Origin of the sequence: Paenibacillus sp. BC26, from assembly GCF_900116125.1 — a bacterium.
In the GTDB taxonomy this organism is placed as follows: domain Bacteria; phylum Bacillota; class Bacilli; order Paenibacillales; family Paenibacillaceae; genus Paenibacillus_Z; species Paenibacillus_Z lignilyticus.
Genome location: NZ_FPAD01000003.1, coordinates 156,150 through 168,859, shown reverse-complemented (window position 1 = coordinate 168,859; position 12,710 = coordinate 156,150). Strand labels below are relative to the sequence as shown.

Below are 12,710 nucleotides of genomic sequence, written 5' to 3'. Positions count from 1 at the left end.
CATTTTGTCTATAACCAGTAGGCTCAATATACATAAACGTCTATCGATCTGTCAATTGGCTTTATATTATGTATGATGTTTATGCTTCCGATCCATTTTATAATGCAAGTAAGAACAACAAAGAACAGACTTTCAGAGGTTCGCATTCATGAATGGGGAGAGATCGACTATGATCATTGGCGTGCCGAAGGAAATTAAAAATAACGAATGCCGTGTAGGTGTAACACCATCCGGCGTAAAAGAATTTGTACAGGATGGACATACCGTTTACGTGGAAACCAATGCCGGCTTTGAGAGCGGATTTAGCGATGCTGAATACCAACAATCGGGAGCCGTTATCCTAACGAATGCCGCAGATGTTTGGCAGCAAGCAGATATGGTTATAAAAGTGAAGGAGCCGCTGCCAAGCGAATACTCTTATTTCCGAGAAGAGCTTATTCTCTTCACTTACCTGCATCTCTCCGCAGAGCCAAGCTTAGCTGAGGCGCTTGTTCAGTCGAAGGTGACCGCGATCGCTTATGAAACGGTCAAAGAAGGCGGAACTCTTCCGCTCTTGACGCCAATGAGCGAAGTGGCCGGCCGGATGGCCGCGCAGATTGGCAGCCAGCTGCTTGAGCGTTCCAAAGGCGGACGCGGCATTCTGCTATCCGGCATTCCCGGCGTAGCCAGAGGCAAAGTCACCGTAATTGGGGGCGGCGTTGTAGGTACGAATGCTGCGAAGATTGCCATCGGCTTAGGTGCGGAAGTGACGATTCTCGATCTGAATGCGAACCGTCTGCGGCAGCTCGATGACCTATTCGGCAATCAAGTCCAAACGCTCGTATCGAGCCGTTATAACATTGCGCGCAGCGTTGCCGAAGCAGATTTGCTGATCTGCGCCGTACTGATTCCGGGAGCGAAAGCCCCTGTTCTCGTCTCCGAAGAGATGGTGAAAACGATGAAGCAAGGCGCGGTAATCGTCGATGTGGCCATTGACCAAGGCGGAAGCGTGGAGACGATTGACCATATTACTACGCATGACAATCCGACGTATGTGAAGCACGGCGTCATTCATTATGCCGTAGCGAATATGCCCGGTGCCGTTCCGCAGACATCCACCATTGGTTTGACTAACGCAACCCTACCGTATGCGCTGCAAATTGCCCGCAAAGGCGCTTATCAAGCCATCCAAGACAGCCCTGCGCTGCAAAGCGGCACGAATATTATCAATGGCAAAGTCACCTACAAAGCTGTAGCCGATGATCTTGGTTATGCATATACGCCTCTGGCACAAGTGCTGGAGCTGCATACCGTTCACATATAAAATCCACTTGAATACCTGAACCTGGTTCAGACCCTCTTCATATTTTTTTAAACCCCACGCCAAGCCCCCTTGAGATCATCTCAAGGGGGCTTGGTGGTTCTTATGCGCAGCTGATTAACGGTATTGGGACAGCATGATTTGCACCCTCTGCATCCAAGCCTGACTGACCGTATGATACGAGCCGTCTTTGATATTGTTCGTTGCCGGATCCCAGCTGTAATGGTAGCCGTAATTGGTTGTATCCCGCAGCTTGGCGTTCAAGGTGTCGATATTTTGCTGCGCGGTATTCAGCCAGCTAACGTTGCCGTCCGCTTGGTACAGCTTAATAAAAGACTGCGAAGCCCAGCCGCTGTAGCAGGGGTTAAAGACGGGATCGGCCGTATTGATGATGAAGGCGCCTGTACTGTTTTGCGTGTTCCATAATTGATTCTTCATATTCGCGGCGATATTCTGCGCACTCGTCAAATACGCATGATTCCCTGTGATGGCTTTGTAGAGCAAATTGACCTCAATCATTATGGCATTGTCGTATGTGAATTTCACCGGCGTGACACTATTATTCGCGAGCTCGTATTGCCAATTGTACAAGCCCGCAGATTTGTCGAACATGTAATCGTCGAGCCACTGCTTGATCGAATCGGCCCATGATTTATAGTAGGTTTGCCCCGTAATCATATAGAGACGGAGAAACAGCTGACAAGCAAGCCCGTTGACCTCCGAGCCTTTGATCTGCATGTAAGGGACTGTCTTATTCGTCGTCCACCAGAAGCCGCCGCCTCCGGTCGAATCCCAGAGCCCGCTGTACATCAGCCAATTCGCTACGGCTATAGCCGAGTTCAAATAATTCTGCTGCGCGACGCCGGTCGTCACCTCGTAGGCATCCAGATAAGCCGCTCCTGCAAGTGAAGCGTCATCGACATATTTATCCCCGCCTGCCCCCGTGCCGTCAAGATTGCTCAGCGCGAAGTAGCCGCCAATCGGACTTGTCAGATCCCACATATTGTCCATGAAGCTGTAAGTATCGTTCATGTAGGAGAGGTACCGGGAATCCCCTTGTTTCAGCATCGCGGCATCTGCATAGATTTGACTCACGTTGTACCACTGCGTCGTGGCATAGTCCCCGATTTCAGTGCGGTAGCTATTGGAGGACGTCAACAAATTGCCTACCGTAAAATTATGCGTTTCCTGTGCAAGCTTCCAATACGCGGAGCCGGAACCGGCCGTAACAACTCCGGTCGGAGCCAGCATGAACACGAGTGCCATAATCAACTGTACAATCACGAGCTTCGAGCACGCTTTCGGTAATAGAGCAGAAAGTTTCTTCATCCTATGACCTCCTATGATGTGGGTGATTGGACATGCCGTTCAGCTGCCCTTTTCCTAGTATGGCGATTCAATAGTTGCCAGTAAATAGAAATTTCTCTGCGGATCAAGTTTCTTACTATACAAAAAGGTACCCTAGCTTACCGTAACGTAAGCTTGGATACCTTCTATCAGAATGGCTAGTTTAGGGATGCCGCCACTTCTTGCGTAACCTCGTCGCCACCGGACAGCTTCCAAGTAGAGACGAACTTATCGAAATCCTCGATCGGTGCCGCGCCGGTAATGATGCGCAGGAACGTTTCATTCTCCAGTTTATCCAGGCTTGTCCCTTTCTTCACCATCGTCTCGGTCGTGCCATAGAAGATCGGGTCCACCTTCGTGATTTCTTTGGTTCCCGTAACGGCGCCGCCCGTGTAGTAGGCGAGAGAATCCGCGAAGGCCGTAATGTCCTGCTTCGGTTCCTTCCTGTTCTTCAAGATCGCATTCACGCGCTTAATTAACCGTGCCGGCATGTCCTGCAGATCGTTATCCGTCAGCACCTTGTCGTAGATCGGAATATCGCGGGCTAACGAATCTTGGAAGTCCAGCTGCACGTTCAGCGGATAGTTGAGCCAGCTGACGATCTCATCCTTGTACAGCTCATGCGATTTCGGATCGATTAGTCGGATGCCTTCGTATTCGACACTCAGCATCTTGAGCGCCGCCTCCGGATGTTTCGCATGCTTGTTCACCACGAGGAATGTGCCCGAAGGCGCCGAAGGCACTACATTACGTTTGCCGTCCTCATCAAGCGGTGCAGCAAGCGGTACCCATTCCGCTTTCGGATCGGTCTTCACGCTGTCCGCCAGCATCCAGCCGGCAAACCAAGGCGCGAACAGGATTCCCGCTCGGCCGCCGGATACAAGTGCGGCATTGTCCTGCCATTTGCGCGTCAGAAACTCTCTATCGATGAGGCCTTCTTTGTACATATCCCTAAGCTTCACGAGCGCTTCCTTCGTCTCCGGTGTCGTAGATCCGTACACGATATTATCGTCGGCATCCTTAAACCAGCTCTTCGGATACGAATGGTACTGGTTAAATATCGGATCGAAGGTGAAAAACTCCGCATCGCCGACAATCTGTTTGTCCCCGAGCAGCCCTACCGTATCCGACTTGCCGTTCTGATCGGGATCCAGCTCCTTGAAGGCGCGGGCAATGGCTTGCACGTCGTCCATGGATGATGGGAGCTTCAGCTGCAATTTATCCAGCCAATCCTTGCGCACCCACAGCAGCTGATAAGTTCCGTCAATGTTCGTATTCGGCAGTCCGTACAGCTTACCTCCGATGCGGCCTGTGTTCAGAACGCGATCATCGGAGAAGGACTTGTAATAATCTTTAATAAGGGGGGAGCTGTAAGTCTCGTAAAAAGGAGTCAGATCAGCCAGCATGTCTGCTCCTGCCATCTCCTTGAATTGCTGCTCATTGACGACCATCATGTCAGGCATGCTATTATTCGCAATCGCCAAACTGACCTTCTGATTATAGTCATCCACATCTTCAATGGAGAACTCATAAATCACGTTCACATTGAGGCGGTCCTCGACGTACTTGAGAAATTCGTTGTCCTCGAGCGTGTCCCCATTAGGTAAATTATTACCGGCTATTCCTTGCCTTCCGAGCGTAACCGTAATCGGTTTCTCATACTTCTTAAATGGCCCATCATCATTTATATGCGCATATGTATTCGTGTCGGTCTCATCTTTGGAGTCGCCCGCATGATAAGTAGCACTAAACCGATTACCCTCATCCGCACCATTCCGATCGCAAGCCGCCAAGCTTAACACGATTGATGCACACAGAAATAAACTCACCGCTGTAGTTTTCATCTGCTTCCCCCAAGTTTATGTTTGCTGTATAACCCATTATAGTATCGAATGGCCTTCTATTCTATGATTTAATTCATACTATCCCGATATTCATCCTAGTAGATTCCAGTTTAGATAACTATTTGTCTCCTATGTTCCCTCTTATTCTACGACATTTTACCATTTTCACATATGTAAGCGCTGTTATTTTTTTGTTAATCAAGCTGCATTTCCGATCCTCGAACCGGTATTGCTGTTTTGCGGTTCAACTTCCTATACTTTGCCGGTGTCATGGCGAATCTGGCCGAGAACATTTTATAAAAATAACTTAGGCTGCTGTATCCGCAATCCAGCCCGATGTTGAGTATGGACCCTTCCTCCTGCTTCAATAATACCGCAGCGTGCTGCAGCCTTTGTTCATTCATCCACTCCGTCGGGGTTATACCGAGATGCTTCCGCATTTCCCTGCAAACATGCTCTTGCGAATACGGTGCCAGCCGATAGAGCGCGCCTGTTCCTTCGACCAAGTGTGCTCTTGTGCCGACTTGGCCAAGCAGTTCATTTAACCACTTCGGCGCACCGGGATGAACATCTGAGGGCGGCGGCGTAAAATGCTGCACCAGCAGCCCGATAAGCAACCCTCGTGCCGCAGAGCGAATGGCGGGTTTGTTGTCCGTATTGATCGCGTTGATTCGTTCATATTGCCCGATCAGCCATGCCGCTTGTTCCGGCGAAAGCGTACATTGAGGCGGAAGCAATGGCCCGGTCAGCCTCCTTTGATGAAACCCTTCACCCAAATAGGCAAAAGCCTCTTCCACCATCGAGCTCCGAAAGTTGATATTAAGCAGCTCCACTTCTTCATCGCCATATCGCTCATAACTATGAATATCGGTTGGACGAATGAAAGTAAACATACCTTCTGTCATAAGCTGTTTCACGCCGTTAACAAGATGGTAGACGCTTCCCTCCGTAATAAGGAAACATTCATAGAAGTCTTCGTGATCATGCACGATCGTCCAGTACTGAAGCTTGCGGTGATAATAGAACTCCGTTTCAAGCTCCGCATCAATCAGTCCCTCAGCGGTTAATCGCAGCATGGTCACACCTCCCTTGTCTGTCCATTATATCAACAGAAAGCAATTCTGAATCAATGGAAATGAAGATTCTTTTGCATCTGGAATGGTACGCTATCAACAGAACGAAGTCCTACTGAATATGGAGCTAAAAGGGAGCTGAACCGTCCTTGCTGCGAATTTCTTTGAATGACGATTGGCAGTTAACGTTTGAGGATCTATCCTGCGATACCGGTGCGGCTTATCGGATAGTGGGCAAGCAAAAGGATTGGCTGCCGGTTGCCACGCTGCCCTGCGATATTCATATGCCGCTCATCGAGCAAGGCATCATGAAGGACCCGCTGCTCGCCGATTATTGCTTTGCCGCGGAGTGGACGGAGAGCAAATCGTGGTGGTTCTTGAAGCGCTTCACGCTGGACGAAGCGGCGCTAGAACGACAGCGTATTATCCTTCATCTGGAATCACTCGACTCGGAAGCAGATATTTGGATAAATGGCGTTCATCTCGGCCATCACCGCAGCGCCTTCTATCCGTTTCGGGCAGCAGTAAAGTCGCTGCTTCACGTCGGCGAGAACTTGCTGCTTGTGCGCGTCACATCGGGACTTGAGCATGTGTCTGCACAAGATATGGTCATGACCGCGGGTACTCTCGCGGATATGGAGAACGAGGCGATTGGCAAACGCGGCGATGACAGGCGTGCCAACGTGCGTAAGCCGCAATTTGCCTACGGCTGGGATTGGGGGCCGCGCGTCGCCACGACGGGCATCACCGGCAGCGCTTGGCTGGAAGCGGATAACGTCGTCAGCATCCGCGGCGTCAGTGCGGTGACACTGTCTGCGGCGGGAGCGAGTGCGGTGGCGGGCGGGAGCACGAAGACAGCGAGTGTGGGAGCGAGTGCGAAGTCAGGGGCGGGGCCGAATGCGGGAGCGAGTGCGAGGCTTCGGTTTGAAGTAGAAGCGGAGCAGCTTCATCCCTTTAAGACGCGGGAAGCGGTGCTTGCTTTGCGATTGCTGCACCCTGACGGCCGCACTAGCGCCGAGGTGAGCGAGCAAGTCTGTCTTCGCTCCGGCATCAACTTCCTTTCTTATGAAGTGGAAGTGCATGATGCCGAGCTGTGGTGGCCCAATGGGATGGGAGGCCAACCGCTCTATTCCGCTTTGGTTTCGCTGGCTTGCGGCGATGAGCGTTTTGATTACCCGAGCTTTAAAGTGGGCATTCGTACGATTCGCATAAACACGGATCCCGTGGTTTCCTCTTCTATGTCAGAAGCAGACGAGCCGGAGCGCCGGTTCGCCATTGAAGTGAACGGCGTGCCTGTATTTTGTAAAGGAGGCAACTGGATACCGGCCGACTCCATCATCGCCAGAGTGAGCGATGAGAAGTATGACACGTTGATTGCCGAGGCGCGGGAAGCCAACTTTAATATGCTGCGCATTTGGGGCGGCGGTCTCTATGAGCGGGATATTTTCTATGAACGTTGTGATGCATACGGTATTCTGGTTTGGCAGGATTTCATGTTCTCCTGCGGGAAGTACCCGGACCATCTGGAGTGGTATAAGCAAGAGGTCACGAAGGAAATCGATTACCAGACCAGACGACTGCGCAATCATGCTTCGCTTGCGCTATGGTGCGGCAACAATGAGAATCATTGGGGTTTCGATGAATGGTGGAACGGTACTCGGCACCCTGAGTTTTATGGCGGAGCCGTCATCTATAATGAGATTGCGCCGGCACTGATTCACGGCAACTGCCCGCACATTCCTTATTGGAACAGCTCTCCCTATGGCGGCGAGCATCCGAACGGCAACGCGATGGGGGACCGCCACCACTGGCACGACGGCACGATGAACCCGGATATGGAGCGGCGGATTACACCGGAAATTTATGATGAGGTGCAGGCAAAGTTTGTTTCGGAATACGGTTATATCGGGCCTTGCCGCTTTTCTACTATAAAGACCTACTTTGACGGGAAGCCGATCGATACGAGCAGCCGGATCTGGGGTTTGCATACCAACACCTTTGAGAAAGACACCGTCCGCGCCGGTATCCGCAAGCATTATACCGAACGCGATGACCTGTCACTGGACGAATATTTGCTCTATGCAGGCCTTTGTCAAAGCCTCATGTACCAATATTCGCTGGAGTCCATACGCAGCAAGCCATTTTGCTCCGGTGCGCTGTTCTGGATGTACAACGATTGCTGGGGCGAAGTCGGCTGGACGATCGTGGATTACTATTTGCGGCGAAAATTAAGCTACTACGGCGTGCGGCGTGCTTTTGCACCGGTGAAGCTGATCTTGCGGGAAGGGTCATCCGGCATGGTGGAAGTAACCGCCGTGAATGAAACCGATGCGCCGCTGACGGAGACGCTGGAATGCGGGATCCTATCCTTCGATGGGCAGATACGGCGGACGGAACGGATTGACGTGATCATCCCCGCTCATTACCGCGGCGTGCTGTATCGTTTCACCGGCGGCGGGATATCCTCTGGCGGTGCTGCTAATGGGGCTGGCGGATTGTTCGCAGCCGCAATTCCCGTGGGCGACGCCTCGCAGCGAGTTCAGCCGGCCATACTCCGACCGGGGGATATTCGCGCACTCGGTCTTCCCGAGGCGGAAATCCGCGTCGTCTCCACTCGCGCGGTAGGCAATGACCTGCATGTTACGGTGGGGTCGAAGACCTATGCACATGCGGTGCATTTTGATTTGGAGGATGATGTGCGGCTGAGCGATCATTATTTCGATCTGCTGCCCGGGGAAGTCCGCACCATCACGATCTATGGCGGCGCCACCATGGGGATTCATTTAGAGGCATTAAAGATTGCCTCTATTAAGTAATGGGAGCCGTGTCAAACTAACCTCCCTGGCTCCGTTTGTGGATGTTGAGAGTTCCCAAACGGAACTCTCAACATCAAATTAGCGCCGAATTCATGCTGAAAGTTCGAAAATCGTACTCTCCACTCTCTCACTAACCCATCTAGCTCCGATTGTGGATGTGAGAGTTCCAAAATGGAACTCTCCGCTATCAAACTAGCCATCCTGGCTCCGTTTGTGGATGTGAAAGTTCCAAAGTGGAACTCTCCGCTATCAAACTAACCATCCTGGCTCCGTTTGTGGATGCGAGAGTTCCAAAGTGGAACTCTCCGCTATCAAACTAACCATCCTGGCTCCGTTTGTGGATGTGAGAGTTCCAAAATGGAACTCTCACCTATCAAACTAACCATCCTGGCTCCGTTTGTGGATGTGAAAGTTCCAAAGTGGAACTCTCCGCTATCACACTTATCATCTGCTCCGTTTGCGGACGTGAGAGTTCCGTAACCGGACTCTCAGCTCCCAAAACAAAAAAAAGCGGCGCAGGGGGCTCCCCTAACGCCGCTTTTGTCCTATTCGCTGTCGTCCTCATCCGCGTAATACGTGCATTTGAACCGTTCCGTGCCGGGGTATTTCTCGCCCAGGCTCTCCACCGTGAATCGGCTGCTCCGGTAGAAGTCGACAGCTTCCTCGTCTGTCTCAGCCAGCAGCACCGCAGGTTTCTCCAGGTCAAGAAGTTCTAGAATAATTCCTCTGCCGTAGCCTTTATACCGCTCCGACGGATCAACGGCAATATGGTCGATCTCAATCGTATCGCTGCCCGCGTAGTGATACCCGATCAGTCCGATAATTTCTTCCTCCGATACATAGCCAAGCAGCTTAGCCGATGCATCATCCTTATAGCGCTGCACCGCTCGCTCCAAATGCTCCGGCTCCGGGAATACCGACCAGCCGAGCAGTTCCTGTATCGCTTCTTCATCCAGCTTTGCTTTAATATCAATCAACATAAGGGATACCGCCTTTGCGTGGTTACTTCGTGACCAAGATTATACCACATCCACAGGCGACAGCGCTCCCTACCTTCACGCCTCCAAGCCACACCATCCACTATCCGTCTAACCCAGCCATCCGCTCCGCCATCAGCTTCTCCGCCGAGGACCACGCCTCTACCAGCGCATCGTACCAAGGCCGCTCGCCTGCCGCCTCGATCGCGTCCGTCTTATCGAGCTCGGCAATGACGCCTCGTATGCCCTGCTCCCACTTCACGGTATAGCGAAAATCCAGATCACGCCTCGCCGCGGAATTGTCGAACAGGTTGTTGTACCGGAAGTTCTCCACGCACCATTCCGCCTTCTTCGGCAGCAACAAGCCGAGAAGATCAGTCGGGATATGAACAATCCTTGGCTCGGGCGCACCAAGCGCAGTCGCAACCGTTCTCCAGTAACGGTCGTATGTCATCCATTCCTCACCCGTTACATTGTACGCCTTGCCGAAAGCTGCCTCGTTGCCAACAGCTTGCACAAAAGCTCTCGCCACGTCATTCCGATGGCAAGCGACCCACAGCGAAGTTCCATCGCCATGAATGACGATCGGACGCCCTTCACGCAGCCGCTTCAAATTGTAGTTGCCATCCGCGATGGAGGGGACAGCCGTCCCGCTTCCGCCGTACGTTTGCGCCGGCCTGACGATCGTAACCGGAAACGTGCCGGGATCATGAGCTTCCAGCAATTTATTTTCGCTCAGCACCTTATTAAACGCATACGGGAACGAAGGCAGCGCCTCACGCTCTCCGTCCTCCGTAATCGGATAATGCTTCGCCTGCTTCGTATAGACATCAACCGTACTGCAATAAATATATTGACCGACTCTGCCCTTAAAAGCCCGGATCGCGCTCTCAGCCTCATCCGCTTGAAACCCAATCATGTCGATAACGCAGTCGAACCGCCCCGCTTCCGCCATCCGCGCTTCAAATGCCGCAAAATCCCGCCGATCGCCAATTATGGTCCGAACGCCTGCAGGTGTTTCTCCCCGGCCCCGATTGAAATGCCAAACTTCCATATCTCCGCGGCCTAGCAGCTGTTCCGTAATCGCCGTGCTAATGGTCCCGGTTCCGCCAATGATGAGCACCTTCATCTAATTGTCTCCCCCTTAATTGCGATGATGAGTACGTCCGTATTCGTTTCTGACATCGAAATTCTGCTGGTGCTTGCACCACGCTCATCAAAAATAGCTCTAACTGTCGGCCGAATGACATTCCGCCTATCCAGATCGATCATTTTCACCGTGTAGCCTTCTGCAGTGAGGTTTAACGCAAGCTCTACATCGTTGCTGTACGGAACATAGACCGCCACTTTACTTAAATCGCGGCTCCCGGCTACGCGGATCTCCGGATAAGGGGTAACGAGCAGATCATTACGCGGGGCAAGCTCGAACATCGCATGCTGCTCGAACAATTCTTTGGCATAGCCGATATCCCACGCACCCGAGAATCGGAGCGCCACTCGCCAGTCAAACGGTGTTTTGGCAAAATGCTCATTGTTAAACGGCGTCCCCTGCCTATGCCAGGACCAGATCCCGTGCGCACCGTAGGTAAAGCCTGCTTTTGCCCCGCCAAGAACACTCCACCAGAAAGCGCGGCGAACATCGAAAGCACCATACCGGCCATAGCGATTGCCATAACCATGCCCCTCATAACACGGTTCTGAATTCAGAATGGGTCTGCGAATGGTCTTATCCATGAATTGCTCCGGGAGCTCATAACAATCGGACTGCGTCTCCGTCAAGTGGCCCGATTGATAGATGTACAGATCCAAATCCGCCGATTGCAAAATCGTCTCCGGAATGTCGTGCTGATGCGATCCCATATGCATCGCCGTCACAGCTTCGGGAGCGCGACGTTTCAAGGTTTGCAATGCTTTCTCGTAATACGAGGTTACTTGCTCGTTCTCAAACTGCGTATCGCCGCTGATATAATAAAGCGGATTATAGCGCGCGAATCGCTTCGCCACATACTCGGTGTAAGGCTCGACAGCCTCCCACGGAATCGTATGCTCCGGATGCATGTTATTCACGCCGGTACCGGGAACATAGTTGTGCCAAAGCACAACAAGCACGGGAAGGAAGCCTCGTTCGCAGGCCATCTGCAGCATCTTCTCCGCTTTATCGAAGTAAGCCTCATTGCAGCTCATAAAGTCCCATTTGCCCTCCGCACCCACTTGGAAAGGCAATTCATCGGCGACCGTTTCATGCACGAGCGGCAGCACGCTGATCTGCAGGGCATTGAACCCCTGCAAGCGGCGATATTCGAGATAAACTTCCCACTCCTCCAGCTTCGCGGCCGAGAATACCCCCCACACCGTATCCGCCAAATAGAAAAAAGGCTGCCCGCGGTCAAGAAGAATCTCCTTGTTCTCCGCTACCGTAACTTGTCTCATTGTTCCCCTCTTTTCGAGTCCATGTCATGCTTTCCTCTGCACTATACCATGGAGCAAAAATCGATGTCTACGAAATAAATACACAATGTATACAATAAAATATTGTTTTTTTATTACGCTGCGCCAATGCAGGAATGTGGAACAAGCTCCCAGAAAGTGTATAGTCGAGGTTATAACCCTATCGGGCTACGGAGGAATAACAATGGAAAACAAATCACTAATAGAGGATATTTTTCAAGCTGCTCGTCTGAATGAAGTTTCTCAGCTTCGTGCTATATTGACAGCTCATCCGGAGTTGGCCGACACCGAGAATGACGACGGCTTAACACCCTTGGGATTCGCGGCGCATTTCGGCAGCAAGGATGCCGTGCAGGCTCTGCTCGATCATGGCGCAGATGTGAATGCCGTCTCGCATTCCAAAGTGTCCTATATCCCTTCCAACACGGCTTTGCATGCAGCTATTGCAGGCGAACGCAGCGTGGACGTGATTATGCTGCTGCTCTCCAATCAAGCTCAAGCGACGATTATGGACAGCAATGGGCATACCGCGCTCCATACGGCCGCTTTTCATGACGATAACGTAGAGATCATAGGCTTGCTGCTTGCACATGGGGCTGACATTCGTGCTTTAACCGGAGACGGAGTAACGGCAGCCTCGATCGCGGCCAAGCAAGGTAATCATCGCGTTGCAGAGTTGCTCCAACGTGCGAATGAAACTGAGAATTAATAATGGGCTGCTTCGAAATTGCGCATGCGCAATTTTGAGGCAGCTTTTTGATATAAGTGTGGAGGGAACAGCTAGGTTCTCGACATTTAAAAGACAGAAGATGAATCTCCGCCTATATGAGGTAACAGATACCGCACTTTTGCACCAAAAGCTGATTTCCAACCTAAGAGAGGTAACAGATACCGCACATGTGAGG

General features: G+C 51.8%; 9 protein-coding genes. 3 read left to right on the top strand and 6 right to left on the bottom strand.

Annotation, left to right across the window (positions count from 1 at the left end; all coding sequences use genetic code 11):
* Nucleotides 1-169 precede the first annotated feature (169 nt).
* Nucleotides 170-1,303: an alanine dehydrogenase gene (ald, locus tag BM412_RS21925; RefSeq protein WP_091223260.1), complete on the top strand. Its 1,134-nt coding sequence runs from the start codon at nucleotides 170-172 to the stop codon at nucleotides 1,301-1,303.
* A 114-nt stretch (nucleotides 1,304-1,417) separates the two neighbouring features.
* Here ald and BM412_RS21920 read toward each other — a convergent pair whose 3' ends face one another.
* The 3 genes from BM412_RS21920 to BM412_RS21910 form a co-directional block, all read right to left on the bottom strand.
* Nucleotides 1,418-2,629: a glycoside hydrolase family 76 protein gene (locus BM412_RS21920; RefSeq protein WP_091223258.1), complete on the bottom strand. Its 1,212-nt coding sequence runs from the start codon at nucleotides 2,627-2,629 to the stop codon at nucleotides 1,418-1,420.
* 176 nt (nucleotides 2,630-2,805) lie between these two features.
* Nucleotides 2,806-4,491 (bottom strand): extracellular solute-binding protein, encoded by a 1,686-nt coding sequence (locus tag BM412_RS21915; RefSeq protein ID WP_091223257.1) that lies wholly within the window; start codon nucleotides 4,489-4,491, stop codon nucleotides 2,806-2,808.
* A 194-nt stretch (nucleotides 4,492-4,685) separates the two neighbouring features.
* Entirely contained in the window at nucleotides 4,686-5,567 is an 882-nt protein-coding gene (locus tag BM412_RS21910) for an AraC family transcriptional regulator (RefSeq protein ID WP_091223255.1), read from the bottom strand.
* Between the two features lie 146 nt (nucleotides 5,568-5,713).
* On the opposite strand from BM412_RS21910, the gene BM412_RS21905 reads away from it, so the two are divergent.
* Nucleotides 5,714-8,380 (top strand): beta-mannosidase, encoded by a 2,667-nt coding sequence (locus BM412_RS21905; RefSeq protein WP_091223253.1) that lies wholly within the window; start codon nucleotides 5,714-5,716, stop codon nucleotides 8,378-8,380.
* Between the two features lie 545 nt (nucleotides 8,381-8,925).
* On the opposite strand, the gene BM412_RS21900 is transcribed toward BM412_RS21905, so the two are convergent.
* The 3 genes from BM412_RS21900 to BM412_RS21890 form a co-directional block, all read right to left on the bottom strand.
* Complete coding sequence (locus tag BM412_RS21900; RefSeq protein WP_091223252.1) at nucleotides 8,926-9,360, bottom strand: GNAT family N-acetyltransferase; 435 nt, start codon at nucleotides 9,358-9,360, stop codon at nucleotides 8,926-8,928.
* Between the two features lie 100 nt (nucleotides 9,361-9,460).
* Complete coding sequence (locus BM412_RS21895) at nucleotides 9,461-10,486, bottom strand: NAD-dependent epimerase/dehydratase family protein (RefSeq protein ID WP_091223250.1); 1,026 nt, start codon at nucleotides 10,484-10,486, stop codon at nucleotides 9,461-9,463.
* Nucleotides 10,483-11,787, bottom strand: coding sequence for a glycoside hydrolase family 140 protein (locus BM412_RS21890; RefSeq protein ID WP_091223248.1), 1,305 nt, complete (start codon nucleotides 11,785-11,787; stop codon nucleotides 10,483-10,485). Before BM412_RS21890 ends, BM412_RS21895 begins: the two co-directional genes overlap by 4 nt.
* Nucleotides 11,788-11,989: 202 nt before the next feature.
* Here BM412_RS21890 and BM412_RS21885 point away from each other — a divergent pair, with 202 nt between their 5' ends.
* A complete protein-coding gene (locus tag BM412_RS21885; RefSeq protein ID WP_091223246.1) occupies nucleotides 11,990-12,514 on the top strand; it encodes an ankyrin repeat domain-containing protein in 525 nt (174 codons plus the stop codon).
* Nucleotides 12,515-12,710 lie beyond the last annotated feature (196 nt).